Consider the following 26,824-nt stretch of genomic DNA (forward strand, 5'->3'; position numbering starts at 1 on the left):
GTATGTAATAGTATCACAGTATTTTTTGGGTGCCAACAAACGGAAATCCTTATGCTTAAACATGATAACACTGTCACGGAATCCGCTGATTCCGTACCGGTCACCGATAAAGAACAGGATGACAATGCCTTTTATCTCAGTGTGATAAAAGACATTATTTTGTGGATTGAGCATAACCTGGATAAGTCACTGCAGCTGGATGTGGTGGCTGAACGTTCCGGCTATACCAAATGGTATTTTCAGCGGATTTTTAAACGCTTTACCGATATGACGCTGGCAGGCTATATCCGCCGCCGCCGTCTGACAAAAGCCGCCACCGAATTACGGCTGACCACACAAAACATCGGTGATATCGCGCTGAAGTATCAGTTTGATTCCCAGCAATCTTTTGCCCGGCGTTTTAAGGCGGTCTTTAATATGACCCCGACAGAATACCGCCGTAATCCCAACTGGGATCTGACAACGCTGCAACCGCCGGTACAACCGGAAATGCCGCCGCTGCCGCAGCCGGACATTATTATGCTGGATGATATCGCTGTTATGGAAAAAGGCTATCACTACCAGTCACCGCTGGATGAAATCGGCCATCTGCATGAAGAGATCCGCACGACATTCTGGCGTGATTTTATCCGTCTGGTGTCACCGGACCTTCCGCATTGTTATGTCCGCACCGCCTATGACAGAACATCGGATCAACCGGAATGTATTGCTATCGGCTATCATATCGGGGTGGATGATCCGGCCTTTATTGTGCAGGGAAACGAATTAACACCGGCGGTGATCAACCGCGGGAAATATGCAAAATTCCATTTTGACGGCTTATTCCGTGATTACCGGGATTTCACCTTCAATGTGTATTTATACGCGTTACCACAACTCGGATTATGCCGCCGTCCGGGACTGGATATCGAAAAATATACCCGTACTGAAGCGATAACGGATAATCCGCCTGAGCATCTGTGTGTGGATTATTATATTCCGGTACTTTAATTCCCCGCGTTTCTCCCTGTTCATGCCGGTTATTTTCTGTTACAGAAAAATAACCGGTATCTGACATAATATTGATTACGGTCAGTAAATCTCAGCACGGTTATTAACCTGTTGTAATATACTATAACCTTCATTAACTCAGTATAAATACGTCACCCTCCGGCAGTTAAATACAATTACCACGGACGGACCTATGAATAAACTGACTCCGCTGAAACCTGTTCCTTCCTTAATCGCTGTTCTTATTACCTGTATTATCTGGTTTGCTGTTCCTGTACCCGATGGCGTTGATCCTAATGCCTGGCATCTGCTTGCACTGTTTGTCGGTACAATTGCCGCGATTATCGGTAAAGCGATGCCTATCGGTGCCGTTTCCATGGTGGCGATTGCCCTTGTCGCCCTGACCGGCGTGACTAATCCCGGCTCCGCGAAAGCTGCGCTCGCTGATGCCCTGAGCGGCTTTTCCAATGAGCTTATCTGGCTTATCGGGGTCTCTATTATGGTTTCCCTCAGCCTGAATAAAACCGGGCTCGGGGCACGTATCGGGTACTATTTTATTTCCCTGTTCGGCAAGAAAACACTGGGTATCGCTTATTCCCTGGCGATCGCCGAAACCGTGCTGGCACCGGTTACCCCCAGCAATACCGCACGTGGCGGCGGGATCATTCACCCGATTATGCGCTCTATCGCTGACAGTTTCGGTTCAAAAGCCGATGACGGCACCAGCGGGAAAATCGGCCGTTATCTGGCGTTGGTGAATTACAATACCAACCCTATCACGTCCGCCATGTTTATTACCGCCACCGCACCTAACCCGCTGATTGTCACCCTGATTGTACAGGAGGCCGGCAAAGGAGCAGAGCTGAGCTGGTCGATGTGGGCTGTGGCCGCATTTTTACCGGCGCTGATCTCGCTGATTACCATGCCGCTGGTGATCTATTTTCTGTATAAACCGGAGATCACCGCCACCCCGGATGCCCCGGAATTTGCCCGTGAGCGGATCCGCGAACTCGGCCCGGTGTCTCTGCCGGAAAAAATCACACTCGGGGTCTTTATCCTTCTGCTGGCATTGTGGGCCGGCGTGCCCGGCTGGCTGTTCGGCAGTGAATATAATGTGAACCCGACCACCGCCGCCTTTATCGGCCTTGCAGCCCTGTTGTGCAGCGGTGTGCTGAGCTGGGATGATGTGCTGAAAAACAAAGGGGCGTGGGATACCGTGGTCTGGTTCGCCGCGCTGGTGATGATGGCATCATTCCTCGGCAAACTCGGGCTGATAAAGTGGGTTTCCCTGACAGTCGGCGGCGGTATTGATCATCTCGGGATCGGCTGGACCGGCGGGATGCTGCTGCTGGTGCTGTTCTATGTCTATTCCCACTACTTTTTTGCCAGCACCACGGCGCATATCACCGCCATGTTCGCGGCATTTTATGCCGCCGGACTGGCACTCGGCGCACCACCGATGCTGCTCGGGCTGACCCTGGCGTTTTCCTCCTCGCTGATGATGTCACTGACTCATTACGGCACCGGCACCGCCCCGATTATTTTCGGTTCAGGTTACACCACACTCGGTGAATGGTGGAAAACCGGCCTGGTGATGAGCATCGTTAACCTGGTTATCTGGATTATCGCCGGCAGCCTGTGGTGGAAACTCCTCGGATACTGGTAACAGATTGACCGGCATCATCATCCTGTGCGTATTCTTTGCCGAATTAAGAATTATCGCATAAAGAATACTTATATACTGACCCCGCAGTTTTTATCAGTGATAACACGAGGGGATGATGCAAAAGGAGATTGTGCAGCCGGTATCTGCGGACACCGGCGCGATTGAGCAGTTCGCGGATAATCCGTCGCCCTGTGCGCCGCTGACCCCGTCGGCGGAAACCCGCTATCTGAAAGCGATGGAGCAGACTGATCGTTATCACTGCCGCTATAATCCGTCCTATGCCCTGCTGGATAACGCGGAGCCCGCGCCGGTCATTCCCGCAGCGCTGTTCCGCAGCGGGTGTCCGGCCACGCACACGGAGGCAAAACACGCGGAAACCATCAAACGGGCGATGGCATCTGTTCTCCGTCTCAGCGGACTCACCGATACCCGGCCGGCGCGTTTCCTGCTGCTGACATCACTGCAGACCTCTCCGCACAATGAATACGACACCCCGCTGTTTCCTGAACTGACACAGTTTGCGCCGGTAAAAGAGTGCGTCACCGCTGTGTTTGCGGATGGTCAGCCGAATACCGTGCTGGCCTGGGCGGTGCTGATGGAGTGGGCGCAGAAACCTGATCCGGTGTATATCTTTGCCGCCGCACATCATGCCGCGCAGTTCGCACAGCGCAGCCCGGCACCTTTTGCCCTGAAAGGGGATATCCGTATACTGAGCAGCCACGGTCAGAGCAGCCACCGCCGGATCATCACCGATAATCTGCCGCAGACACTGCTGGCACCGTCCGTCACCATCCGTGAAATCTACAGCACACCGGCACACCCGCTGCATTATGTCAGCTGTCAGGAAGGGCATTTCCATATTCCGCAATTTACCCGCTTTATGCTGGTTGGTGAGAATAGCTATCCGGCGGGCGCAGGCAATACCGGTCTGTTACAGCTGAATACCCCGCTGCTCACGCCGCTGCCCGCCCAGCGCCTGCTGACGACCGATGTCTGTGAGCAGGGTACCGGCTGTGCCTGCGGCAGCATGCTGCCCTGGATGTATTACCGGGGCAGTATTACGGCGCGGGACGGCCTCAGCGGAGATGAGATATGATGACAGATGCTGTCAGCCCGCGTATTGCGGCCATCAAAGACCACCTGTCGGCAATTCTCAGCCGTAAACCGCTATTTTCCGCCGATCCGGCCACACACTCCTTCTGTCAGATGCGTCTGCAATGTCTGGCGGATACCCGCGCCATTGATACCGCGGCAGAAAGCGCCCTCAGCGGCACACAATGGTATGCGGCAGAACGTGTCCTGATTATTGATAACGGCTATAACCCGCTGACCACGGCGGAACTGGTCATCGCCGCTTATATCACCGGCACCGCCGTCCGTATCAGAACCCGTAATCATAGTGACTGGCTCACGATGCTGTGCGGACAGCCGGGTGCAGGCAATATCATCTGTGAATTTGCCGATCCGGCGCAGAGTGATGCCGCACTGCTGCGCAATACCGATACCGTGGTGGTGACCGGAAGCGATGCCCTGATCCGCCACTGGCGGAAAATCACCCCGCCGCATATCCGCCTGACCGAAAACGGGCCGAAGATCAGCGCTATGGCGATCTGTGGTTCAGATTTACCAGCCCCGGAACTGATCCTGTGGGATACCTGTCTGTTCTTCAGGGGAGTGAGCAACTCGCCGCGCTTTATTCTGCTCGACAGCCCGATGATGGCGGAACGGCTGTACAGCTCGCTGTCACAGGTGCCGGATGAACTGCCGCGTCTGCCGCAGCATATCCGTTTACTGCAGATGGTGAAGGCACGGGAGCTGACACTCCGCCATGTGCTGGCACCGGATTTCCGGCCGCCGGTTTACAGTGCCGTCTCCGGCTGGGGGCTGACATTACAGAGGAAATTTGAACCGGCACACTGGCTGCCGTACGGTTTTAATCTGATCGCCGGTGACCCGGCAGAACACCTGAAACTGGCAGCCAAACACTGGCCGGGTCAGTTACAGACGCTGGGCTGTCACGGCCGTCCGGATCTGCTGCCGCTCAGGGAATCGCGCTTTCTGCGTCACTGTAATACCGGGCAGATGCACAACCAGCCGTTCAGCTTTTCCGCGCTGATAACCCCGGTACAAAATGACATCCGTCTGCGGTGAAATAACACACCGCCGGCTTACGCAGCCTGACATTTGATCTGCTATTATTATTCGTCTCAGCAAAATCACGGATTCGATCGTTATGACCACAGAAGCACCCGTTTTTTTACTCGCCCCGCCTCAGCGTGATGAAGCGGAGTATCTGACCCGTCTGTGCCTGCGCTCAAAACAGCACTGGGGATATGATGAGACCTTTATGGCGACCTGCCGGGATGAACTGACCATTACCTCCGCTGATTTTGACCGTTCGCGGCTGATGACCGCACGAATTAACGGCAAAATCGCCGGTGTTGTGCAGCTGACCATCAACCGCCAGGAAGAGAACGGAAAACTCTCCAAACTCTTTGTGCATCCGGATTATCTGCATCAGGGGATCGGCAGCGCACTGTACCAGTGGGCGGTTTCCTCCGCCCGGACACAGTGTATCAGCGCACTTCTGGTGGATGCCGACCCGAATGCGGAGGCATTTTATATCCGCCAGGGGGCTATCCGTATCGGGGAAACACCGTCGGAATCCCTGCCCGGCCGGGTTCTCCCGCTGTTACTGATTTCGCTGCACTGACACCGGCGCTGTTTTTTTATCCTCAGCCGCCGCATGTGCTGTCAGTGCCGGAAAATCCGCTTCGGTAAACGGCAGTGCGGTCACCGGCAGATTTCCGGGAGAATTAGTCCGCCACAGCTCAAAGGATGCCAAATCCGCCAGAGACCAGCCCCGGTAGTACTGAGGTAATGCCAGCCGCGCTCCGGCGGCGGTTTCCTGCGCTGGCAGTGATGGCAGCCGGTCATCACTCACACTGTAATCCCGGCGCAGCACCAGAAACTTCTCCGGTACCCGCTGCCGTTTATCCCACCAGAGCCCGTCGATACTGTCAAACATCTGCCGGGTGACAGCGGCGGGCTGTGCATCCAGTTGTGCCAGTGCCTGCGGAAGAATACCCTCCATACCCCGGTTAAAATCAGCGACTGACCCGCCGTGCCCCTGTAACAGCAAGGTGATGGCAAGGCGCGCACCCAGCAGGTTGGAATAGAGATCTTCCGGGGTAAATGCCGAAATTTCCTCAGAAAAACCGGGAACCGAGTGATAGCCATACCATTGGGCAATTTCATGCCATGCCGCCAGGCGAAACGCGAGCCACGCGGCCAGATACACACTCAGGGTATAGCGCTCTGCCGGATCCTGCGGCGGGGTAAAACGGCGGAACTGAATACGGCGGGAAGACAGTTCATCCGACAGCGTCAGCATCCGGGCCTCACCGAGGTGCGGATAGATTTGTGTGAACAGGTAATAAGTGTAATCAGCGGTATCCCGTACATGGGCAATATCGATAAATCCGCCGTGGCGGGAATAGATGATCCCGAGGTTTTCATTACTCAGGCCGATAACTTCTGCCACGCCAAACCAGAAGCTGTCATTGTAGACATGCTCCCCCAAATCACCGGCGGTCAGCACATTGCCGATGGTGTAAAACGGCACCGGAACCGGCCCCAGCTTTGCCCGCAGATCATAACCAAATGCGCAGCAGGGACGCAGCCCGTCAGGTGCACTTACATCATCTGCAACCGGAAATACCTGAGCCGCCGCTTCCGTGGTTTGCGGAGAAAGGCCGGCACGGATAACCGGCACGTCGGTCATCCGGCTCTGGCAGCCGGATAACAGCACCATCATGAGAATTGCGCTGATAAATGCCCGCATCAGAATGCTTCCCCGACCTGGAAATAAAAACCGCTGCTCTGCTTCCCGACACCAAAATCGAGCCGCACATTCATCCGTGGTTTGAATTCAAAACGGTATCCCACACCGACGTTCGGCAGCCAGTGACCGCCGCAGAGATGACGCGCACTCTCACTCATCGTCCCGCCGCCGGCCCAGAGCACAATACCGTGCCGCCAGTTCAGTTTGCGCCGGTATTCCACCTGTGAGGCAAAGACATGATTATCCTGATAACGTCCATCGTAATACCCGCGCATCTGCCGCCCGTTACCCAGACGGGAGTACTGATCCCACGGCACATCTCCGGATGCAAACCGCGCGTAGTTATCAAACGCCAGCACCGTTTTATCATCCAGCGGATAATAATAGTTGTACTGAATCTCGGTGGTATTAAACCGCGTATCACTGCCGAGTGACGGCGCATACCAGGTATAACGCAGATCCAGCGCCTGCCCCTGACGGGCATTCGGCAGGAAGTCCCGGCTGTCATAACTGAAGGTGGCGCTGACTCCGGAACTGACCGCATGCCGGTCATAGTCATGCTCATCCATATAGCGGCTGAACGGTTTATCCGGCGAGGCAGCATTCAGTGTACTGAAATCCCAGCCTACCCCCAGATAGGTATCATCCGCCACACGGCGCAGCAGTGACGGTGTCAGCCGCAGTTGCTGTGACTTATATTCACCGAAATGATCTTTGACGCGCCCGGCCTGATACCCTTTTCCCCAGTAATCCGTCGGCACGTTATTAATTGTGCCGCTGAGATAAAAACGCCAGTTATCATTGTCCAGATAGGTGTAATTATTCAGATTAAGCCCGAAGGCCCCGGTTGAGGAGGCAAAACCACTGAGGGATAAAGTGGATATTTTACTGTCAGGATCACTATCCGCCTGATACATGCCGACCAGCGCCACCCCGACACCCAATTCCAGTTCAGGGGTATAAAACGGCCCGGGTAATACCCCCCAGTCGATGGTTTTGCTGCGATCAAACTGATTATTACTGCCCAGTCCGGCCAGTGCATCATCAATTTGTTCCCGTGAGGGTAAATAACCGGCCTTTGCTGTGTGAACCGCCACCAGACCGGCAAATGCCAGCCCGGCGGCGCAATAACGAAATATCATTAAAAACGGAATTCTCCGGAAATAAAGAAACTGTTACGATTATTAAAGCCCACTTCTGAGATTATATTAAAATTGCGGGTCACTTCTAACCGGGCACCGACCAGGTTGCTCCATTTATGGGCAAGATGCTGTTCAACATCGAATTTCATTCCCGGATCATCCAGCGCATTCACAAAATCCTGGAATTGTCCCGGTAAACTCAGTCCGCTGATATCCCCTTTAAAACGCTGGGTAATATCCTGATACATGGCCCCGGTCCAGACCTGTAACTTGGTATTTCCCTGACCGGCGATTAATGGTGAAAAGACAAATTCATAACCGATACGCGGGGAAATCACCAGTGCTTTAATATCCCCGTCGAGGATATCCAGATTGGTTTTGGTGTAGTTAAGATCAACGGTTCCGAAAAACTGATTATATCCGCCGGCCAGTGTCATACCGGCACCATACGTTTTACCTTCGAAATCCAAATCGAACGGCTGTCCTTCCAGGAATTCCAGCGGCAGTTTTGTAAACCCGAGATCAAAGGCCCCGCCATTCAGAATAGTGTGAGATTTCCCTTTGGTTTTCCCGTATAAACCGTACACATTCATAAACGGGAAAATCCAGGAATCCACTTTCAGCATATGGGTTTCACTTTTTTCCCGTGTATGACCGGCATCAACGGATAATGCACTCGCCGTTTCAGGGTTTTTCGGCATAATAAAACCGATTTTATCCACAACAATATCCTGCCGCAGATTCATATAGTTATAACCGACACCAAACGGCTCGGGAATATCATAACCACGGGCACGGGCTTCATCACCCCAGATAGGCAGAATACGGGATTTGGATTCAGAAGGACGGGTGGCATCAAGAGAGCCATCTTCATTCTGTACAGTGCCGCCGGACTGACTGACACTTAATGATAATGACGGGCCGTCAGCATAAGAAAAAGCGCTCAGGCTCAGTGAGCCGGTAATAATCAGAGTATGGAATATCGGGCGTAACATAATATAAGCCGGTTTCGTATAATTAAATGGTGATGAATTCTAACGGCTAATTTTGATAAATTCCGGACTTTACGTGCGATAATAAGCAATAATTGCTATGTGTGTAACGTTATTATTACCAATGGATACAGTAACCAAGCGTTACCATCAGAAAAATACTCACAGATGATGTAATTTATACAGGGAACAATATTTCCTGCATAGTAATGCTATATATTTTATATTAGATTGCATAATTTAAATAATAACATCATTAACTTTCAATATTGCGGATACCATGCCATTTCCTTATAACTATAACCGCACCACATCGGAGTGCGATTAATATCAAAGGAGTAATATTATGGCTCGTAAAGTAAAATTAACGATGGTTGACAAAGGTGAGTTAGGTCATATTTATCCGCAGACAGTTATCTATAATGTTGGCAATAAAACGTTTCTTCTGGCAGAAGATGAAAGCGGAAATTACCTGATTAAGCCTGTCTATAAAAACGGTACACTGGGCGAAAGTGTCCTCAGTAAAAACTTTGGTCGTTATTATGACATTATCCAGGCTGCGTATGATGATGTGACTGCCACCACTTATATTTGTGCGGTTGACTTAGCCGGCAAAACTATGGAAGTTTATTCAACCACAACACTCGGATTGGTCAGCAGATTTGAATTTGACTATGTTATCGATGACCGTAAAAACTTTAACTTCTTCTTTATCGAAGGACGTCTGTATTATTACCAGGGTGGTGAAGATGCAAATGGTAAATATACCGTAACGTCAATTGTTGTAACTGAGGAATAATAAAAACAGCCCAGTAATAGTTATTGAATTCAACCGGATAACATTAAAGACAGATATAAATCATTACTCCGGATGTTTAATTAACATTTAAAATATAATTCAATAAAGTACATTAAGTTCTCAGCAGTATCTGTTTGTATAAACCTGATGTGCTTGTTCAGGGAACAGAACAACACAGAATGGTGAAGCCGCGTAAACGTATATTGCGCGGCTTTTCGCGTGACTTTCTCATCTTTTCCCCGGTTTTGCGATCTTCCTCCACCCTTTTCAATAATTCACCGTGGTGCAGGAAGGAATCCCCTCTTTCATCATAATCTGTGTTATTTTAGGTACATTAATGAAGACTGTACCCGGGGCGGACAGTTGATAAACCGCAACTCTTTCAGTGTGTTAACAGAATCCCTATGACTGACAACCAAAACTTTGACTCCCATACACCCATGATGCAGCAGTATTTCCGGCTCAAGGCTCAGCATCCGGATATTCTGATGTTTTACCGGATGGGTGACTTCTATGAGCTGTTCTTTGATGATGCCAAACGGGCAGCACAGTTACTGGATATTTCACTGACCAAACGCGGCCAGACCGCCGGTCAGCCGATCCCGATGGCCGGAGTGCCGCACCATGCGGTTGAGGGATATCTGGCAAAACTGGTTCAGCTCGGGGAGTCGGTTGCCATCTGTGAGCAAATCGGCGATCCGGCCACCAGCAAAGGCCCGGTGGAGCGCAAAGTGATCCGCATCGTCACGCCGGGAACGGTCAGTGATGAAGCCCTGCTACAGGAGCGTCAGGATAATCTGCTCGCCGCTGTCTGGCAGGATGCGCGCGGCTTTGGTTACGCCACTCTGGATATCACGTCCGGCCGTTTCCGTATCCTCCAGTTAGAAGATAAAGACGCGATGGCGGCGGAATTACAGCGCACCCGCCCGGCGGAACTGCTCTATCCGGAAGATATGGCGGATTTCGCCATTATTCAGAATCAGAAAGGGCTGCGCCGCCGTCCGTTATGGGAATTTGAGCTCGAAACTGCCCGTCAGCAGCTGACATTACAGTTCGGCACCCGGGATTTGCACGGCTTCGGTGTGGAAAATGCTCCGCTGGCCTTACAGGCCGCCGGATGTCTTCTGCAATATGTCAAAGATACCCAGCGCACCTCACTGCCGCACATCCGCAGTGTGACATTGGAAAACCTTCAGGAAAATGTGATTCTGGATGCGGCCACACGCCGCAATCTGGAAATCACCCAGAACCTCAGCGGCGGCACCGAAAATACTCTGTCGTCCGTACTGGATCTGTGTGTAACCCCGATGGGCAGCCGGATGCTCAAGCGCTGGCTGCACTCCCCGCTGCGTGACAGAGCGGTGCTCGCCAACCGCCAGCAGGCGATTGCCGCGCTGATGGAAATCAGCCCGGATTTACAGCCTGTTCTGCGCCAGATTGGCGATCTGGAACGGGTGCTGGCGCGCCTGGCGCTGCGTACCGCCCGTCCGCGTGACCTGGCGCGGATGCGCCATGCTTTTTCACAGTATCCGGATATTCAGGCACAGCTGAGTGCGGTATCTGATCCGTATATTCAGACACTGCAACAGCGTATAGGACAGTTTGATGAATTACAGGCTCTGCTGGAGCGGGCCGTTGTTGAAGCGCCGCCGGTACTGGTGCGTGACGGCGGTGTGATTGCCCCTGGCTACAATGAGGAACTGGATGAGTGGCGTGCCCTGGCGGACGGTGCCAGTGATTATCTCGACAAACTGGAAATCCGCGAGCGGGAAAAACTCGGTATCGATACACTGAAAGTCGGGTTTAATGGTGTCCACGGTTACTATATTCAGGTCAGCCGCGGACAGAGCCATCTGGTACCGATCCATTACGTCCGCCGCCAGACGCTGAAAAATGCCGAGCGCTATATCATTCCGGAACTGAAAGAGTATGAAGATAAAGTTCTGACCTCCAAGAGCAAAGCACTGGCGATTGAAAAAGCGCTTTATGATGAGCTGTTTGATCTGCTGCTCCCTCACCTGGAAGCTCTGCAGCTCAGTTCGGACACTCTCGCGGAACTGGATGTGCTCACCAACCTGGCCGAGCGCGCGGAAACCCTCAATTACACCTGTCCGCAGCTGACGGATAAAGTCGGTATTCAGATCACCGGCGGTCGTCACCCGGTTGTCGAACATGTACTGACAGAGCCGTTTATCGCTAACCCGCTGACAATGTCACCACAGCGCCGCCTGCTGATTATCACCGGCCCGAACATGGGCGGTAAAAGTACCTATATGCGGCAGACTGCGCTTATCGCACTGCTCGCGTATATCGGCAGTTTTGTGCCGGCAGAAAAAGCCGTTATCGGCCCGGTGGATCGGATTTTCACCCGCGTCGGGGCATCGGATGATCTCGCTTCCGGCCGCTCCACCTTTATGGTGGAAATGACCGAAACCGCCAATATCCTGCATAACGCCACGGAACAGAGCCTGGTACTGATGGATGAAATCGGGCGCGGCACATCCACCTATGATGGTTTATCTCTGGCCTGGGCCTGTGCGGAAAGTCTGGCAAACCGTATCAAAGCACTGACACTGTTCGCTACCCACTATTTCGAGCTGACCACGCTGCCGGAAAAACTCGAAGGCGTGGCCAATATCCATCTGGATGCAGTTGAGCACGGCGATACCATTGCCTTTATGCACAGCGTGCAGGATGGCGCGGCCAGTAAAAGTTACGGCCTCGCAGTGGCACTGCTCGCCGGGGTGCCGCGTGATGTGATTAAACGCGCGAAGCAGAAACTGCGCGAGCTGGAATCGCTGTCACTGAATGCGACGGCAAGCCATGTGGAAACACCGCAAATGAATCTGCTGGATGCACCGGAGGAAGCGGCCCCGGCACTGGATGCGCTGGCGGGCATTAACCCGGATTCACTGACACCGCGTCAGGCGCTGGACTGGCTCTATCGCCTGAAAGAGATGCTCTGACAGCCGGACAAAAGAAAAGGGGGGAATTTATTCCCCCCTTTTGCATGAATCATATTTATAACTGCCCTGAGAACGCTGTTTTACGGATCACTCAGTTAAACAGTGAATTCTCACACAACCCGTGGTTGTGCAGGATATCTTTCAGGCGGCGTAAACCTTCCACCTGAATCTGCCGCACACGTTCGCGGGTTAAACCAATCTCGCGTCCGACATCTTCCAGTGTCTCCGCCTCATAGCCCAGCAAACCAAAACGGCGCGCCAATACTTCCCGCTGCTTCGGATTCAGTTCATACAGCCATTTCACAATGCTCTGCTGCATGTTGTTGTCCTGCAGCCGGTTCTCCGGCGTGACATCATTTTCATCAGACAGAATATCCAGCAGTGCCTTATCGGAATCCGCCCCCACAGGGATATCCACTGAGGTGATGCGCTCATTCAGACGCAGCATACGGCTGACATCATCCACCGGTTTATCCAGCTGTTCGGCAATTTCTTCCGCTGTCGGCTCATGATCCAGCTTTTGTGCCAGTTCACGGGCGGTGCGCAGATAGACATTCAGTTCTTTGACAATATGGATAGGGAGACGGATGGTGCGGGTCTGGTTCATGATAGCCCGTTCAATAGTCTGACGGATCCACCATGTTGCATAGGTAGAAAAACGGAAGCCTTTCTCCGGATCAAATTTCTCCACCGCGCGGATCAGCCCGAGATTACCCTCTTCGATCAGATCAAGCAGCGCCAGCCCGCGATTACTGTAGCGGCGGGAAATTTTAACCACCAGACGGAGGTTACTTTCAATCATACGCTGGCGCGCTGCGGTATCACCCCGCAGGGCGCGCCGTGCAAAAAAGACTTCTTCTTCTGCGCTGAGCAGTGGTGAAAAGCCTATCTCACCAAGATAAAGCTGTGTAGCATCCAGGACACGCTGGCTGACACTCTGCACGAACTCAATGTCCGGGCCGGGATCGTCAGATTCACTCTCCTCCGCCAGCTGTTTCTCATCAAACAGCTCTTCATCTTCAGCCTGCTCAGCGGCAAAATCTTCGTCGTATAACTCGTTAGCGTTCAGTGGATTACGGCTCATCAGCTTGCTCCTACCCCGATAATTCAGGCAGAACAAGCTGTTCTGCCGTTTATCGCTGCGGTAAGTACTGCAGCGGGTTGACTGATTTTCCCTTGTAACGAATTTCAAAGTGTAATCTTACAGATGTGGTTCCGCTGCTGCCCATCGTGGCAATTTTCTGACCAGCTGCGACGTCCTGCTGATCTTTAACCAGGATGGAATCGTTATGCGCGTAGGCTGTCAGGAAATCATCATTGTGCTTGATGATGACCAGATTGCCGTAGCCGCGTAACGCATTACCGGTATACACCACTTTACCCGGCGCTGAAGCAAAAACAGGCTGTCCACGTGTACCACCGATATCAATACCCCGGTTACCGCTGGTAGGTCCTGTGTAGTTGGAAATGACTTTGCCTTCCGCTGGCCAGCCCCATTTAAAGGAACCACTATTTACGGCGACAGGCGCGCTGGTTGTTGTTGCCGGAGCGGTAACGGCTGCAGTTGTTGCCGCTGTGGTGGCAGCAGTGCCGTTATTCGCTTTTGCCTGTGCGGTGACCTGAGATGAGAGCATCTTACCGCCGGCCGGTTTAGCGCCTGAAGATTCAGAATACGCATTAGTTGGTTGAGAATCAACCACCCCGTTTTGCGGAGTATTCCTATTTGTTGCGACCTGAGTGCCACTGCTGACCGGTGCAACATTGTTGCCGCCGCCGTTGCTTAACCGAATCACCTGCCCTTCGTTCAGGCTGTACGGCTCAGGAATATTGTTCTGTGATGCCAGTTCGCGGAAGTCAGATCCGGAGATATAAGCGATGTAAAATAATGTATCACCGCGCTGAACCGTGTAGGTATTTCCGCTGTAACTGCCTTTCGGGATCGCATCATAATTACGGTTGTACTGAATCCGGCCATCGCTGCTGGTCTGCACACCGGCAGAACGCGGCTGCTGCACACTCCGGCTGACCGGCTGTGTGTTATTGGCAGAACTGAGCTGAGGACGTACCGGCATCGGTGTGGACACAGATGTACTGTTGTTATCATTGCCTGCTGTCATTACCGGTGCACTGCTGCTTTCGTCCACACTGCTGATTGGTGCGGCATGATACGGCGTTGAGCATCCGGCCAGAACCGTGCTCATCAGTGACCCAATTGCAACCCATCGTATTGTTTTCATAGGGTTTCTTGAGTTCATATTCCTTCTCCCGAAACTGGAAATAGTGCGAAAACTGACAATCAGAAAGTCACCACGCGGCCGCAGGCCACATGGCAGGATTGTATTATTAAAACAGATACTAAGCGAAATGAAAAAGTCTTGTTACCAAAATAGCCATTTTTATCCCAGATCGCCGTGAATCAGAGGAACAAACCGGACTGTTCCGATCGATTGGGTATGAAAATCATTGCCCCGGCGGCGGATCAGTTTGAGCATCTGCTGCTGTTCCCCCACCGGTATCACCATCCGGCCGTTATCCGCCAGCTGACTGAGCAGCGCCGGCGGGATATCACTGGCCGCAGCGGTGACAATAATGCCGTCAAACGGGCCACGGGACGGCCAGCCTTCCCAGCCGTCACCGTGACGGGTGGAAATATTATGCAGATCAAGCTGTTTAAAGCGGCGTTTGGCATGCCACTGTAATCCTTTGACCCGCTCAACAGAGTAAACATGCGCCGCAAGGTGTGCGAGGATCGCCGTCTGATAGCCGGAGCCGGTGCCGATTTCCAGCACATGCGCCTGCGGAGCCGGGTCCAGCAGTTCTGTCATCTTAGCCACCATAAACGGCTGGGAGATGGTCTGCCCGTAGCCGATCGGCAGCGCAGTGTTGTCGTAAGCTTTGTGTGTCAGCGCTTCATCGACAAAATTCTCCCGCGGGACAGCCGCCATCGCCTGTAACAGACGTTCATCGCGGATCCCGGCCTGACGTAACTGTGTAATCAGATCCTGTACCACCCGGCGGATCATTCCTGTATCACCCCTGCTTTTTGTAACCAGTCTTCTAATTTTTCCTGCACGCTGTAGGCGGTCAGATCAACATGCAGCGGCGTGACAGAGACATAACCTGCATCCACCGCCGCGAAATCGGTATCCGGCCCGGTATCCAGTTTTTCCCCCGGAGGGCCGAGCCAGTACAGCGGATTTCCTTTCGGATCCATCTGTGTGTAGACCACATCCGGTGCCCGGCGCGTTCCGCAGCGGGTCACTTTCATCCCTTTGATCTCACTGAGCGGGACATCCGGCACATTCACGTTCAGAATATTACCGGCCCGTAACGGCACCTGCTGCAACATGGTCAGCAGACGGCAGGTAATTTCCGCCGCCGTATCATAATGCGTTTCGCCGTTCAGAGAGACCGCAATCGCCGGTAATCCCAGGTGACGCCCTTCCATTGCCGCCGCAACCGTACCGGAGTAAATCACATCATCCCCGAGGTTCGGACCGCAGTTAATCCCGGAAACCACAATTTCCGGACGCGGGCGCATCAGCAGATTAGCGCCGATATAGACACAATCCGTCGGCGTGCCTTCCACCAGCGCAATATCGCCGTTCTCATGTACTACCGTGCGCAGCGGGCGATCGAGTGTCAGCGCGTTGGATGCCCCGCTGCGGTTGCGATCAGGCGCAACCACCTGCACATGGTAAGTACGCCGCAGCGCCTCAGACAATGTCCGGATCCCCGGCGCACTGACGCCGTCATCATTACTCACCAGAATTCGCAGCACAACGGTATCCTTTTTTATCAGTAGCAGCTCGTTTATTACGACAGAAAACTATTTTATCAAGTTAGCCGCGATAAAAAAGGGTTATAACAGATTTAGTCTGATTGCTTTTTCCATATTCAGCTGCATGATACTGCTATTGTTATTTATCACCGAAAGGATTTCTGCATGGCTATCTGTAAACGAATCACTGCAACCCTGTTCACCGCACTGACTGCCGGACTGCTTCTGGTGTCAGAGGCATTTGCGCTGTCACCTCAGGAAGAGACCAGAGTGGAGAATCTGCTGACTGCCGTCGGGCAGCAGGAACAGCTGATTTTTATCCGCAACGGCAGTGAGCATAATGCCGCCGAGGCGGAATCGCATCTGCGCCTGAAATTAAGCAAAACGAAAAAACGGCTGAACACCGCAGAGCAGTTTGTGGATAAGGTCGCATCGGGCTCCTCCATCAGCGGTACACCGTATCAGGTAAAACTGCCGGGCAAAGATCCGGTGGATGCCAAAGTGTATCTGACTGAATTGCTGGCGGAAACAGACAAAGCCGCCGCGGCAAAATCTGAATAAAAAAAGATTAAAAAAGGGGCGGAAATTATTCCGCCCCTTTTTTATGTTAATCAGTCAGTTGATTATTCGCTGAATTCTGCCGCCTGGTCTGCTTCCAGCTCAATAATTTCGCGGATAACGCTGGTGGCGAAACTGCCGGCCGGCAGGAAGAACGATAAACGGACAGTTTCGTCATCCATCCATTCAGATGCGAAATGTTCCGGATACAGCATCAGCGCACGACGGGCACTATCCGCCCCTTCTTTCGCCGCCAGTTGCCACAGCGTCTGCCATGGTGCCAGTTGTTCCGTTTCAAACGCCAGCGCCGCATCCTGAGAGCCTAAATCGCCCTTACCCGGTAACGGTGCGGTAATACGCAGTTCACGGTTATTCAGGCGCTGCTGCACATCCGGCAGTTCATCCGCCTGAACCGCAAACCAGCTGCCGCGCCCGGCGAGTTGTACCGCATCACCCTGCAATGCGGTTGCCTGAAGCTGCTGTGTCAGGCGGGCATCTGCCACCGCGTTAAACATCGCACTGCGGGCAGCGGAGAGATAAAAACCGCGTTTGCTGCGATCTTTCACACTGATTTCGCCGTCAGCCCAGCGCTGCGCGAAATGCAGATTCTGACCGTTGCGCCCGAAACGCTGCTCACCGAAATAATTCGGCACCCCTGCCTGTGCAATCTGCTGCAGACGCTGTTCTGTCGCGGCACGATCGCTGATCCGGCGCAGCACAATAGTAAACTGATTACCTTTCAGTGCGCCGATCCGTAATTTGCGTTTCTGGCGGTTAACCGCCAGAACTTCGCAGCCTTCAAGCGACATCTGTGTGAAATCCGGTGTTTCTTTTCCCGGCATCTGCAGGCAGAACCACTGTTCGGTGACCGCATGGCGATCTTTCAGCCCGGCGTAGCTGACAGCACGGGCGGCGATTTTCGCAAATTTAGCCAGTTCTTCCGCCACAAACCGCGTGTTACAGCCGGTTTTGCGGATACGGACCATCACATGTTCGCCGTCACCGTCCGGTTCAAACCCCAAATCTTCCTGCACCAGAAAATCTTCCGGCTGTGCTTTCAGCACGCCGGTGGCTGCCGGTTTACCGTGGAAATAACTGACCGGGAGACTCATGCTTCAACCTTCACAAGCAGCGCCACCGCCTCGCAGGCGATCCCTTCTTTGCGGCCGGTGAAACCCAGTTTCTCGGTGGTGGTGGCTTTCACATTGATGTCATCCATATGACACTGCAGATCTTCCGCCAGATTCACCCGCATCTGCGGGATATGCGGCAGCATTTTCGGTGCCTGGGCGATAATGGTGACATCCAGGTTGCCCAGTCTGTAGCCTTTCTCCTGAATACGGCGGAAAGCCTCACGCAGCAGCACACGGCTGTCCGCGCCTTTATAGGCAGGATCAGTATCCGGGAATAATTTACCGATATCCCCCAGCGCCGCCGCCCCCAGCAATGCATCGGTGGCCGCATGCAGAGCGACATCGCCGTCGGAATGCGCCAGTAATCCCTGTTCGTAAGGAATGCGGACGCCCGCAATCACAATCGGGCCTTCGCCGCCGAAGGCATGAACATCAAAACCGTGTCCGATTCTCATCATGTTGTCTGTTCCTTATTGTTATTGGACAGGTAGAACCCGGCAAGTGCGAGATCTTCCGGCTGTGTGACTTTAATATTGTCCGCGCGGCCGGGCACCAGCAACGGCTGATAGCCGCAAAACTCCAGTGCGGAGGCTTCATCAGTAATCACCGCCTGCTGAGACAGCGCCTGCTGCAGACAGGTGCGCAGCAGATGAAGCGGGAAAAATTGCGGAGTCAGGGCGTGCCACAGCTGTGTGCGCTCAACAGTGTGATCAATACCGGTATATCCGGCAGATGCCACACCCCGCTTCATGGTATCGCGTACCGGTGAGGCCAGAATCGCCCCCTGCACACGGTTATCTGTCTGTGTGTCTGACATCACGGCCAGCAGCCGGTTCAGATCCGTCAGTTGCAGGCAAGGACGCGCAGCGTCATGCACCAGCACCCAGCTGTTTTCCGGAGTATGATCAGCGAGATAATCGAGACCCGCGAGGACAGAATCCGCGCGCTCACCACCGCCGGTGACAGTGCGGATCCGGGGATGCCGCGCGACCGGTAATGTACTGAAAACTGTATCCTGCGGATGCAGCGCCACGACCACCTGTGTGATGCGCGGGTGTTCCAGCAGAATAGCTAAGGTATGTTCCAGAATGGTTTTTCCGGCGATTGTCAGGTATTGCTTGGGGCATTCGCACTGCATGCGGGTACCGGTACCGGCAGCCGGGATCAGCGCCGTGACCGGAGTATCATCAGAAATACCGGATAAGTCCGGTGCCGGTTGTGCGCCGGTCATTGCGGAAGAATGTATTGTCATAGAGATTAGTTACTGCGACTTTGTGACTGCGCGTTCTGCTGTGTCCGTTTTTCGGACAGGACCCGGTAAAAGCTTTCGCCGGGCTTGATCATGCCTAATTCACTGCGTCCGCGCTCTTCGATGGCCTCAAGCCCGTCATTCAGATCGCCGATCTCAGCAAACAGCTGTTCGTTACGGGCTTTGAGCTTCGCATTTACCTGTTCTGATGCAGCAACATCTTCACTGACCTGTACATAGTCGTGAATACCGTTTTTCCCTAACCACAATGAATATTGCAGCCAGCCCAGAATAACTAAAAGTAATAGCGTCAGTTTACCCATCACCGCCCCCGAAAAGATCGGCTAATCTTCCCATAAGATCGGCGCAGATGCTACTGTTCCGTCCGTTATTCGGACAGAAGATCAGTAAACATCCCGCTGATAACGCTTTGTTGTCCGTAATCCGTTCAGAAAAACCTGTGCCTCTTCTGCGGACATCGCCCCTTCACTGCGGATAATATCCAGTAATGCGGCATCCGTATCTTTTGCCATCCGGAAAGCATCCCCGCACACATAAATGTGTGCGCCCTGCTCCAGCCAGCGCCAGACAGTTTCCCGCATTTCAGACAGCTTATCCTGCACATAAATCTTCTGCGGCTGATCCCGTGACCAGGCAGTTGTCAGTTCCGTCAGCACGCCCTGACGCACAAAGTCTTTCAGCTCTGTCTCATACAGAAAATCACTTTTTTCATGCGGATTGCCGGTAATCAGCCAGTTTTTTCCGCCGGATTGCTGAGCTGCACGCTGCTGAAGAAACGCACGGAACGGTGCAATACCGGTGCCCGGACCTATCATAATCACCGGTTTTTCCGGGTCATCCGGCAGGCGGAAGTGGTCATTATGTTCAACAAAACAGGCAACCGTATCCCCGGGCTGTAACTGATGAGTCAGGTAACGGGTTGCCGCACCGTAGCGGGTGCGCCCGTCAGTCCGGAACTCCACCACCCCGGCAGTCAGATGCACCTCATCCGGCGAGATCAGCGGCGACGAGGAAATAGAGTAAAGGCGCGGCATCAGCGGAGGCAGGCAATCCACCCAGGCTTGTGCAGAGGTCTGCACTGCAAACTCACGAACCATGTCCGCCACCGGCCGGCGCTGTGCGTACGATACCAGTTGCTGCGGATCCGCAATCATATCCAGCAGTTCCGGCGCATTACTGAGGCGGGCGTAAGCCGCCACAACTGGTGCGCTGTTGATGGTCAGCTCACACTGCGTCAGCAGGGCGTTACGCAAAGAATACGATTTTCCTTTCAGCGTGACGCGCTCAGTACCGTCAAACCAGAGCAGCCCCAGCAGCTCACTGACCAGTTCCGGACTGTTTTCCGGATACACACCCAGCGCATCACCGGTCTGATACCGCAACCCGGTGCCGCAGATATCCAGCACAATCTGACAGACATGCTTTTCCGATTCCGGTGCGGTCAGGCGCACAGCGCGGCGCAGAACCGCAGACTGTGGTTTATCACGCTGATGCGGCTGTGAATCAATCTGCACCACCGTATTGTGAGTGAGATGGCTGAGCCTTTCTTCATCTGCCGGCGGTGTCAGGGTCAGCAGCTCAGAGAGCAACTGAGAGATCCAGTTATCTGCAGTAACCTGATAATCACTATCTGCTTCCGCACGCGGCAGGATCCGCTGCGCCCCGAGGGCATGCAGGCGGTTATCAAAATTCTTTCCGGCCTGACAAAACTGCGGATACGCCCGGTTGCCCAGCGCCAGTACCGCATAGCGGATACCGGCCAGTGACGGTGCCTGAACGGAACGCAGGAAATGAAACAGCGGCAGCGCATCTTCCGGCGCATCACCATCTCCGGTGGTCGCACAGATAAGTACCACCAGCGCGGATTCAGGAAATTCAGTCAATGAGATATTCCCTGCATTCACCAGCCGTACCGCCCGCTGCGCGCTGAACAACTGATCCCGCAGGGATTCTGCCACACGCCGGGCGTTACCGGTCTGGGATGCGGCGATCAGCAGAATATCCGCCGGTTCCCGTCCCGGCGCAGACGGCATTGCCGCTGCCCGTTCCCGGCACCAGGCCGATAACCAATTCAGCTGTTGCGGTGTCAGTTTGTCAAGTAAGGGTTGCAGATGCTGCCAGTCGGGCGCGGAGAGCTGAGAGGTTGTGGTCGGCGATGTCATAGTAAACCCGGTAAATGAGTGTATCCGTTATTATTCTGACGTTCCAACATAGAGAAAAGCGCAGGATTTGTCGATGGACAAATAGCAGGAAAGATTCTGTCATTTATCGGTCGCTTTGCTGTTTTCGGGTAACATTTTCACTGAATATTGCGTAAAATGACGCTTTTCTACCGCTGTATCGTCATTTTTCCGGAGAGTGTTATGACCACCACGATTTTTAAAGAGTTCCAGTTTGAAGCCGCCCACCACCTGCCGCACGTACCGGAAGGCCATAAATGCGGGCGTCTGCACGGGCATTCCTTTCTTGTCCGTCTGGAGCTGAGTGGTGAGGTGGATGCACATACCGGCTGGCTGATCGACTTTGCTGAGGTCAAACAGGCGTTTAAACCGATTTATGACCGTCTGGATCATCACTACCTCAATGAGATCCTGGGGCTGGAGAACCCGACCAGTGAAGTACTCGCAGAGTGGATCTGGCAGCAGACCAAACCACTGCTGCCGATGCTGAGTGCCGTGCTGGTCAAAGAGACCTGTACCGCAGGCTGTATTTACCGCGGTGAATAATCAGGCAATATTAAGATATTTATGAGTCTGCATCGAGAAACGCCAGTTACGCGCGATGCAGGTCTCAATGCAGAGAGCAGTGGCAGCCGGTTTCTGACTGATCGGCTGCAACGCCACCACCGGCTGTTTATCCCCCGGCAGTTTCGCCAGCAGTAAATCCAGTTCATCAATATCCCGCTGCCGCCCGACCGGATGTTTCACCTCATCAGCCCGCAGCAGTGAAGGTGTCAGCACATCATAACCACCGCGCATATTCACTTTCGGGGAAACGGTCACCCAGGTCTTCTCACTGCACTGCACCGGTTGTGTACCGCTGGTTTCAATCTGGCACTGATAACCCCGCGCTTCGAGCACCGCCGTCAGCGGTCGCAAATCGTATAAGCACGGTTCACCGCCGGTGATCACAACATGGCGGGCTGTATAACCTTTCGCCTCAAACTGCATAATAATGCTGTCTGCATCCAGAGAGGCCCAGCGGTCGTCCTCCTCTGCTTTGTTCATCATATCTTCTGCTGAACAGGCTTTTTCCGGTAACTGTTCCCAGGTATGTTTGGTATCACACCAGCTGCACCCGACCGGACAGCGCTGTAAGCGGACAAAAATCGCCGGAACGCCGGTAAAAACCCCTTCGCCCTGCAATGTCTGAAAGATTTCGTTAATAGGGTATTGCATCACTCATCTGTTCCTTACGTTTAAGACCGTATTATTGCAGATAATTATCCCGTCAGCATGACTCTTTATGTTAAAGTACCGGGTTGACTCTGACCGCGTTTCACATCAGTAAAAACGCTGCTAATCATGACAGCGACAGGATTAATTACATGAAAGAAAATAATACGGCGCTACGACGGGGGCTTACAGGGCGGCACATCCGCTTTATGGCACTCGGATCGGCGATAGGCACCGGCCTGTTTTACGGCTCGGCAGCCTCTATTGAGCAGGCGGGTCCTGCTGTTCTGCTGGCCTACCTTATCGGGGGTGCGGCAGTCTTTATGGTGATGCGTGCGCTGGGCGAAATGGCAGTCCACCATCCGGTACCGGGTTCATTTTCACAATATGCCAGCCATTATATGGGGCCGCTCGCCGGGTTCCTCACCGGCTGGAACTATGTTTTTGAAATGCTGATTGTCTGTCTCGCGGACGTTACCGCCTTCGGCTTCTATATGAAACTCTGGTTCCCGGATGTCGATCAGTGGATCTGGGTGCTGGGCATTGTCTGTTTCATAGGCGCGCTGAATTTATGTCACGTGAAGATATTCGGGGAAATGGAGTTCTGGCTCTCGATTGTCAAAGTAACCGCGATTATCGCCATGATTGTCGGCGGTGCCGCGATTATGCTGTTCGGCTTCGGCCAGGAAACCGCACATCCTACCGGTATCAGTAACTTATGGGAATTCGGCGGCTTTATGCCGAACGGAATAAGCGGGGTGATAGCCTCACTGGCCATTGTGATGTTCGCCTTTGGCGGTATTGAAGTTATCGGCATCACCGCCAGTGAAGCACAGAACCCGGAAAAAACCATTCCGAAAGCGATCAACGCAGTACCACTGCGTATTCTGCTGTTCTATGTGCTGACACTGTTTATTCTGATGTGTATCTTCCCGTGGAACCAGATCGGCCATAACGGCAGCCCGTTTGTGCAAATTTTCGAGAAACTGAACATCTCTTACGCGGCTAATATTCTGAACCTGGTGGTGATCACCGCCGCCGTTTCTGCGATTAACAGTGATATCTTCGGTGCAGGCCGGATGATGTACGGCATGGCGCAGGAAGATCAGGCACCGAAGTCTTTTATGAAGCTCACCAAAAACGGTGTGCCGTGGATGACAGTTCTGGTGATGAGTGCGGTTCTGCTGGTCGGCGTGGTGCTTAACTACCTGATCCCGGAAAAAATCTTCATTATTATTGCCTCTATCGCAACCTTCGCGACCGTCTGGGTCTGGCTGATGATCCTGTTATCTCAGGTGGCAATGCGCCGTCAGATGAAGCCGGAAGAGGTCAAAACCCTGAAATTCCCGGTACCGATGTGGCCGGTTGCGCCCGCTCTGACCATCACCTTTATGGTCTTTGTGATCGCCCTTCTGGGTTACTTCCCGGATACACGTGTGGCACTGATGGTGGGGATTGCCTGGGTGGTAATTCTGACTGTCGGTTATTTTGCCGGTGTTAAAAAACGGGTATAAACAGACTGTTTACTGCTCTGAAAACACGAAACCGGGTGAATAAAACACCCGGTTTTTTTTATGTCCGGTATCAGGGTTCGCTGTCGATACGCTGAATACGGGAACCCATAATCTGTAACGTTCTGAGCACCATATTGATGCCTTTGAGCGTGTCCTGATCTTTCAGTAATTTATAGGTATTGCGGAAATTGTACTTTTCATCACTGTACATCATTTCCATTTTGGCCTTGTTCAGCGCCAGCCCGCTTTCCCACAATAATGCGATACCCGATTCCGCATTATCCGCCAGTTTATTGACCTCATTCTTGCCGATAATATCGACCAGATCCGAGACCAGAGACAGCAGATCAATCACATTATCAAAGCGGTTCAGCTGCATTAATACCGCCAGTTTTTCCGCTGTTTGTGCGGATAATTCAGGCTGTGGCACAGCAGTCTGTTCATTCATCTGTTCTGTTGCAGACATTGCAGTTTCCTCCGTTATACCAGGCCGCGAACGGTTGACCAGTACAGCCCGCGGTTAAAACCGGTACGCAGCAGGCCACCCAGCTTTGTCGCCGGTGTCGGTAACACATCATGCTTATAATCATACTGGAGCGGCATCCCCGCATTCAGCCCCATCTGCGCGACAGCCTGAACCCGTCCGTCATAAATGGCGGTGGTATAGCCGAAACGCATCTCGCCGATAATATTATCCACCACGACAGTTGACTGGTTATGGCAGCTGCCCGCAGCTTTACTGATCGGCAGATCCACGGTATCCCCGAGGACATACACGTTTTTCAGCCCGTACACCTGCAACGTTTCCGGATCTGTCGGCAGCCAGCCCTCTTCCGGGTCACCGTCGGATAATCCGGTATTGCGTACCGATTCCACCGCAGAAATCGGCGGCGTACCTATCAGCAGATCAAACGGCTGCTCTTCCCCTTCTTTGGAATACGCAATTTTCTTTTCAGGGCAGACACGCTCCAGCGTAAAACCACGCTGAGCCTGAATATTACGTTCCTGAAAGACCGCCGGCAGGACTTCACAAACATCTTTCTGCATAAACAGGCAGTTACGTAATAACTGAGATACTGTCGGATAGGTATAAACGATTTCGATATCCTGACGGACACGGCGCTGACGGAAATAATCATCCAGCATCAGCGTGGTTTCCATCGGTGCTATACCGCACTGGTGAGGAACATTCGGGGTATTCGGGAAAGAAACCGTAATAAAAATCCGGCCTTTTTCGAATTTTGCCAGCTTTTCAGCCAGCTGGCGGGCAGGTTGATACTGATAGAAATGATCGGCGGCTTCTTTCATTCCGGAGATCCGATCCGGTCTCGGCTGACAACCGGTCGCGATCACCAGGTAGTCATATCCGTATTTGGTGCCGCTTTTACCCTGCAGCGTCTGTGATGCAAAATCAAAATGCTCAACACGGTCATGAATAAACTGAATTTCGGGGCGAAGCAGAGAGCGTTGTGACTTCCGTAATTCCTCTTTCAGATACAGATTAAAGGCCACATACATAAACGCAGGTTTATAATAGTGCCATTCACTGTCTGAAATCAGGACGACTTCCACTTTCTTCTGATAAATATCATTTAACAGCTTTCTGGTCAGAATATTTGCGACCATCGTGCCGCCGGCGCCGCCGCCAACAATAACAATACGCTGCATTTAGTTTCTCCGGTTAATTATTTAACATTAAAATTAAATAAATGACACACAACATCAACACGGAATTAACTATAGCAGTTAGTTAATCATTCTTACTTATATAATCTATACTTATATATTATTTTTTTGATACAAACCGAGTTATTGAAATTCTGCTATCAAAGGATGATGGTCTGAAGCATCTGTCTGCATAACGTCCGATAAAATCAGTTTAAATCCGCGATAAAACAGGTAATCCAGCGGGTGGCCAAATGCTTTAGTCCGGATATCATGCGGAAAAATCACTTCTTTCAGGCCCTGCGCACGGGCAAAACGTTTCAGGGCATTCATGCGCTGCCGGCTCCAGGCATTAAAATCACCACCGAGGATCACCGGTCCGATATGGCAGCGGATCTGAGAACCGACTGTATTCAGCTGGCGCCGGTAAACATCCACACCAAAACTGAAATTAATAGCATGGACATTAATCACCATCAGCTGACGTCCGTCCGGCAGAGGATATACCGTCACTAACGCGGATTTCGGCAGGCGCAATAAAGGTTCTTTCTGCTGCAACGGGCAGCAATAGATTGGATGAGAGGTTGCCAGTGTCATCACACCGGAAGGATGCTGCTGAAAATGCAGCGCGGGAACCTGATCAGCAACCAGCTGGTGTTTTCCGGCCAGACTGACCAGCTCAGGAGAGGGCTGTGCTTCCTGAAGCAGGACCAACTGAGTGTCATGTAAAATGCGATCAAGGGTTTTGCGCCAGTCAGGACGCTGTTGCTTATAGATATTCCAGACCACAACGCGGATAGTTTGTTCCGGTGCAGATAATGGTAAACCAACCGGTAATCCGTTACCCAGCATATCAGCCGACATGGGACGGATTTGTCGTGCCGGATGCCCTGCGACATACCGGACGGACCAGTTTTTTTTCTCTTTCAACGATGACCCCGATACTGTTTGCTTCTGTCCATCACTATCTTAGCAAACTTTGATTCATGCTATCCGGTTCAGAACACGTATTCAGGCGAAAAATATTTTTTCTTTCCCCAAACGCAAAAAAGCCACCCAAAGGGTGGCTTCTTCACTTAATAATAACCTGGCGGTTCCCTACTCTCACA

Annotated in this window: 26 protein-coding genes; 10 read left to right on the forward strand and 16 right to left on the reverse strand. The window is 52.7% G+C overall.

The annotated features are described in order from the left end of the window. Positions 1-51 precede the first annotated feature (51 nt). From AB7038_RS14710 to AB7038_RS14730, 5 genes are all read left to right on the forward strand, one after another. Entirely contained in the window at positions 52-990 is a 939-nt protein-coding gene (locus AB7038_RS14710) for a helix-turn-helix domain-containing protein (protein ID WP_369453567.1), read from the forward strand. A gap of 193 nt (positions 991-1,183) precedes the next feature. Beyond that, positions 1,184-2,656, forward strand: coding sequence for an anion permease (locus AB7038_RS14715; protein ID WP_004236182.1), 1,473 nt, complete (start codon positions 1,184-1,186; stop codon positions 2,654-2,656). Positions 2,657-2,768: 112 nt separating this feature from the next. Further along, positions 2,769-3,752 carry a hypothetical protein gene (locus AB7038_RS14720; protein ID WP_369453568.1) on the forward strand — a complete coding sequence of 328 codons (984 nt, stop codon included), beginning with the start codon at positions 2,769-2,771 and terminating at the stop codon, positions 3,750-3,752. Then, positions 3,749-4,807, forward strand: a complete 1,059-nt coding sequence (locus tag AB7038_RS14725) for a hypothetical protein (protein WP_369453569.1) — start codon at positions 3,749-3,751, stop codon at positions 4,805-4,807. The genes AB7038_RS14720 and AB7038_RS14725 overlap by 4 nt, the downstream gene beginning before the upstream one ends. An 82-nt stretch (positions 4,808-4,889) precedes the next feature. Continuing rightward, positions 4,890-5,369, forward strand: a complete 480-nt coding sequence (locus AB7038_RS14730) for a GNAT family N-acetyltransferase (RefSeq protein WP_072872323.1) — start codon at positions 4,890-4,892, stop codon at positions 5,367-5,369. Here the strand turns inward: AB7038_RS14730 and AB7038_RS14735 are convergent. The 3 genes from AB7038_RS14735 to AB7038_RS14745 are packed head-to-tail and all read right to left on the reverse strand — an operon-like array spanning position 5,349 to position 8,637. Next, entirely contained in the window at positions 5,349-6,500 is a 1,152-nt protein-coding gene (locus tag AB7038_RS14735) for a DUF4056 domain-containing protein (protein WP_369453570.1), read from the reverse strand. The two genes, AB7038_RS14730 and AB7038_RS14735, sit on opposite strands and share 21 nt — an antisense overlap. Then, positions 6,500-7,642 carry a BamA/TamA family outer membrane protein gene (locus AB7038_RS14740; protein WP_369453571.1) on the reverse strand — a complete coding sequence of 381 codons (1,143 nt, stop codon included), beginning with the start codon at positions 7,640-7,642 and terminating at the stop codon, positions 6,500-6,502. Before AB7038_RS14740 ends, AB7038_RS14735 begins: the two co-directional genes overlap by 1 nt. Then, positions 7,642-8,637, reverse strand: coding sequence for a hypothetical protein (locus tag AB7038_RS14745; RefSeq protein ID WP_368890055.1), 996 nt, complete (start codon positions 8,635-8,637; stop codon positions 7,642-7,644). Before AB7038_RS14745 ends, AB7038_RS14740 begins: the two co-directional genes overlap by 1 nt. Before the next feature lie 343 nt (positions 8,638-8,980). Between AB7038_RS14745 and AB7038_RS14750 the strand changes: the two genes are divergently transcribed. Both AB7038_RS14750 and mutS read left to right on the forward strand, forming a co-directional pair. Beyond that, positions 8,981-9,433 (forward strand): hypothetical protein, encoded by a 453-nt coding sequence (locus AB7038_RS14750; RefSeq protein WP_369453572.1) that lies wholly within the window; start codon positions 8,981-8,983, stop codon positions 9,431-9,433. Between the two features lie 404 nt (positions 9,434-9,837). Then, positions 9,838-12,399 (forward strand): DNA mismatch repair protein MutS, encoded by a 2,562-nt coding sequence (gene mutS, locus AB7038_RS14755; RefSeq protein WP_368890053.1) that lies wholly within the window; start codon positions 9,838-9,840, stop codon positions 12,397-12,399. Between the two features lie 91 nt (positions 12,400-12,490). On the opposite strand, the gene rpoS is transcribed toward mutS, so the two are convergent. From rpoS to surE, 4 genes are all read right to left on the reverse strand, one after another. Then, a complete protein-coding gene (rpoS, locus tag AB7038_RS14760; RefSeq protein ID WP_108655442.1) occupies positions 12,491-13,483 on the reverse strand; it encodes an RNA polymerase sigma factor RpoS in 993 nt (330 codons plus the stop codon). A gap of 49 nt (positions 13,484-13,532) precedes the next feature. Next, on the reverse strand, positions 13,533-14,654 hold the full coding sequence (gene nlpD / locus AB7038_RS14765; RefSeq protein WP_108655443.1) for a murein hydrolase activator NlpD: 1,122 nt from the start codon (positions 14,652-14,654) through the stop codon (positions 13,533-13,535). Positions 14,655-14,795: 141 nt separating this feature from the next. Next, entirely contained in the window at positions 14,796-15,422 is a 627-nt protein-coding gene (locus AB7038_RS14770) for a protein-L-isoaspartate(D-aspartate) O-methyltransferase (protein WP_004236198.1), read from the reverse strand. Then, positions 15,419-16,180 carry a 5'/3'-nucleotidase SurE gene (gene surE, locus AB7038_RS14775; RefSeq protein ID WP_024472854.1) on the reverse strand — a complete coding sequence of 254 codons (762 nt, stop codon included), beginning with the start codon at positions 16,178-16,180 and terminating at the stop codon, positions 15,419-15,421. The genes AB7038_RS14770 and surE overlap by 4 nt, the downstream gene beginning before the upstream one ends. A gap of 165 nt (positions 16,181-16,345) precedes the next feature. Between surE and AB7038_RS14780 the strand changes: the two genes are divergently transcribed. Further along, entirely contained in the window at positions 16,346-16,741 is a 396-nt protein-coding gene (locus tag AB7038_RS14780; RefSeq protein ID WP_072872331.1) for a DUF5329 domain-containing protein, read from the forward strand. Positions 16,742-16,803: 62 nt separating this feature from the next. Here AB7038_RS14780 and truD read toward each other — a convergent pair whose 3' ends face one another. The 5 genes from truD to AB7038_RS14805 all read right to left on the reverse strand — a co-directional run bounded on the left by truD (position 16,804) and on the right by AB7038_RS14805 (position 21,303). Continuing rightward, positions 16,804-17,850 (reverse strand): tRNA pseudouridine(13) synthase TruD, encoded by a 1,047-nt coding sequence (gene truD, locus AB7038_RS14785; protein ID WP_369453573.1) that lies wholly within the window; start codon positions 17,848-17,850, stop codon positions 16,804-16,806. Next, complete coding sequence (gene ispF / locus AB7038_RS14790; RefSeq protein ID WP_025154391.1) at positions 17,847-18,326, reverse strand: 2-C-methyl-D-erythritol 2,4-cyclodiphosphate synthase; 480 nt, start codon at positions 18,324-18,326, stop codon at positions 17,847-17,849. The genes truD and ispF overlap by 4 nt, the downstream gene beginning before the upstream one ends. Further along, positions 18,326-19,102 carry a 2-C-methyl-D-erythritol 4-phosphate cytidylyltransferase gene (gene ispD / locus AB7038_RS14795; protein ID WP_368890136.1) on the reverse strand — a complete coding sequence of 259 codons (777 nt, stop codon included), beginning with the start codon at positions 19,100-19,102 and terminating at the stop codon, positions 18,326-18,328. Before ispD ends, ispF begins: the two co-directional genes overlap by 1 nt. Positions 19,103-19,128: 26 nt before the next feature. After that, positions 19,129-19,443 carry a cell division protein FtsB gene (gene ftsB / locus AB7038_RS14800; protein WP_036408495.1) on the reverse strand — a complete coding sequence of 105 codons (315 nt, stop codon included), beginning with the start codon at positions 19,441-19,443 and terminating at the stop codon, positions 19,129-19,131. 81 nt (positions 19,444-19,524) lie between these two features. Next, on the reverse strand, positions 19,525-21,303 hold the full coding sequence (locus AB7038_RS14805; protein WP_369453574.1) for a diflavin oxidoreductase: 1,779 nt from the start codon (positions 21,301-21,303) through the stop codon (positions 19,525-19,527). A 201-nt stretch (positions 21,304-21,504) separates the two neighbouring features. On the opposite strand from AB7038_RS14805, the gene queD reads away from it, so the two are divergent. After that, complete coding sequence (gene queD / locus AB7038_RS14810) at positions 21,505-21,867, forward strand: 6-carboxytetrahydropterin synthase QueD (protein WP_369453575.1); 363 nt, start codon at positions 21,505-21,507, stop codon at positions 21,865-21,867. Here queD and queE read toward each other — a convergent pair whose 3' ends face one another. Further along, on the reverse strand, positions 21,868-22,539 hold the full coding sequence (queE, locus tag AB7038_RS14815) for a 7-carboxy-7-deazaguanine synthase QueE (RefSeq protein ID WP_337153022.1): 672 nt from the start codon (positions 22,537-22,539) through the stop codon (positions 21,868-21,870). Positions 22,540-22,688: 149 nt separating this feature from the next. Between queE and AB7038_RS14820 the strand changes: the two genes are divergently transcribed. Beyond that, on the forward strand, positions 22,689-24,050 hold the full coding sequence (locus AB7038_RS14820; RefSeq protein ID WP_369453576.1) for an amino acid permease: 1,362 nt from the start codon (positions 22,689-22,691) through the stop codon (positions 24,048-24,050). A 70-nt stretch (positions 24,051-24,120) separates the two neighbouring features. Here the strand turns inward: AB7038_RS14820 and AB7038_RS14825 are convergent, their stop codons facing one another. The 3 genes from AB7038_RS14825 to AB7038_RS14835 all read right to left on the reverse strand — a co-directional run bounded on the left by AB7038_RS14825 (position 24,121) and on the right by AB7038_RS14835 (position 26,645). Then, positions 24,121-24,516, reverse strand: a complete 396-nt coding sequence (locus AB7038_RS14825; protein WP_369453577.1) for a hypothetical protein — start codon at positions 24,514-24,516, stop codon at positions 24,121-24,123. Between the two features lie 14 nt (positions 24,517-24,530). Next, the gene (locus AB7038_RS14830) at positions 24,531-25,718 is read right to left on the reverse strand and encodes an NAD(P)/FAD-dependent oxidoreductase (protein ID WP_004236210.1); all 1,188 of its coding nucleotides are present in this window, start codon (positions 25,716-25,718) and stop codon (positions 24,531-24,533) included. Positions 25,719-25,859: 141 nt separating this feature from the next. Then, positions 25,860-26,645 (reverse strand): endonuclease/exonuclease/phosphatase family protein, encoded by a 786-nt coding sequence (locus AB7038_RS14835; RefSeq protein WP_072872340.1) that lies wholly within the window; start codon positions 26,643-26,645, stop codon positions 25,860-25,862. Positions 26,646-26,824: the final 179 nt, after the last annotated feature.

Source organism: Morganella morganii, assembly GCF_041099235.1.
GTDB lineage: Bacteria > Pseudomonadota > Gammaproteobacteria > Enterobacterales > Enterobacteriaceae > Morganella > Morganella morganii_E.

What these genes read in the sequence shown, in the direction of transcription:
- AB7038_RS14740 (WP_369453571.1), bottom strand. Translation starts at nt 7,642, where the DNA reads ATGATATTTCGTTATTGCGCCGCCGGGCTGGCATTTGCCGGTCTGGTG.
- AB7038_RS14830 (WP_004236210.1), bottom strand. Translation starts at nt 25,718, where the DNA reads ATGCAGCGTATTGTTATTGTTGGCGGCGGCGCCGGCGGCACGATGGTC.
- ispD (WP_368890136.1), bottom strand. Translation starts at nt 19,102, where the DNA reads ATGACCGGCGCACAACCGGCACCGGACTTATCCGGTATTTCTGATGAT.
- AB7038_RS14710 (WP_369453567.1), top strand. Translation starts at nt 52, where the DNA reads ATGCTTAAACATGATAACACTGTCACGGAATCCGCTGATTCCGTACCG.
- mutS (WP_368890053.1), top strand. Translation starts at nt 9,838, where the DNA reads ATGACTGACAACCAAAACTTTGACTCCCATACACCCATGATGCAGCAG.
- nlpD (WP_108655443.1), bottom strand. Translation starts at nt 14,654, where the DNA reads ATGAACTCAAGAAACCCTATGAAAACAATACGATGGGTTGCAATTGGG.
- AB7038_RS14730 (WP_072872323.1), top strand. Translation starts at nt 4,890, where the DNA reads ATGACCACAGAAGCACCCGTTTTTTTACTCGCCCCGCCTCAGCGTGAT.
- ftsB (WP_036408495.1), bottom strand. Translation starts at nt 19,443, where the DNA reads ATGGGTAAACTGACGCTATTACTTTTAGTTATTCTGGGCTGGCTGCAA.
- AB7038_RS14725 (WP_369453569.1), top strand. Translation starts at nt 3,749, where the DNA reads ATGATGACAGATGCTGTCAGCCCGCGTATTGCGGCCATCAAAGACCAC.
- queE (WP_337153022.1), bottom strand. Translation starts at nt 22,539, where the DNA reads ATGCAATACCCTATTAACGAAATCTTTCAGACATTGCAGGGCGAAGGG.
- AB7038_RS14720 (WP_369453568.1), top strand. Translation starts at nt 2,769, where the DNA reads ATGATGCAAAAGGAGATTGTGCAGCCGGTATCTGCGGACACCGGCGCG.
- rpoS (WP_108655442.1), bottom strand. Translation starts at nt 13,483, where the DNA reads ATGAGCCGTAATCCACTGAACGCTAACGAGTTATACGACGAAGATTTT.
- AB7038_RS14780 (WP_072872331.1), top strand. Translation starts at nt 16,346, where the DNA reads ATGGCTATCTGTAAACGAATCACTGCAACCCTGTTCACCGCACTGACT.
- AB7038_RS14745 (WP_368890055.1), bottom strand. Translation starts at nt 8,637, where the DNA reads ATGTTACGCCCGATATTCCATACTCTGATTATTACCGGCTCACTGAGC.
- AB7038_RS14805 (WP_369453574.1), bottom strand. Translation starts at nt 21,303, where the DNA reads ATGACATCGCCGACCACAACCTCTCAGCTCTCCGCGCCCGACTGGCAG.
- AB7038_RS14825 (WP_369453577.1), bottom strand. Translation starts at nt 24,516, where the DNA reads ATGTCTGCAACAGAACAGATGAATGAACAGACTGCTGTGCCACAGCCT.
- truD (WP_369453573.1), bottom strand. Translation starts at nt 17,850, where the DNA reads ATGAGTCTCCCGGTCAGTTATTTCCACGGTAAACCGGCAGCCACCGGC.
- AB7038_RS14770 (WP_004236198.1), bottom strand. Translation starts at nt 15,422, where the DNA reads ATGATCCGCCGGGTGGTACAGGATCTGATTACACAGTTACGTCAGGCC.
- ispF (WP_025154391.1), bottom strand. Translation starts at nt 18,326, where the DNA reads ATGAGAATCGGACACGGTTTTGATGTTCATGCCTTCGGCGGCGAAGGC.
- AB7038_RS14750 (WP_369453572.1), top strand. Translation starts at nt 8,981, where the DNA reads ATGGCTCGTAAAGTAAAATTAACGATGGTTGACAAAGGTGAGTTAGGT.
- AB7038_RS14735 (WP_369453570.1), bottom strand. Translation starts at nt 6,500, where the DNA reads ATGCGGGCATTTATCAGCGCAATTCTCATGATGGTGCTGTTATCCGGC.
- AB7038_RS14715 (WP_004236182.1), top strand. Translation starts at nt 1,184, where the DNA reads ATGAATAAACTGACTCCGCTGAAACCTGTTCCTTCCTTAATCGCTGTT.
- AB7038_RS14820 (WP_369453576.1), top strand. Translation starts at nt 22,689, where the DNA reads ATGAAAGAAAATAATACGGCGCTACGACGGGGGCTTACAGGGCGGCAC.
- queD (WP_369453575.1), top strand. Translation starts at nt 21,505, where the DNA reads ATGACCACCACGATTTTTAAAGAGTTCCAGTTTGAAGCCGCCCACCAC.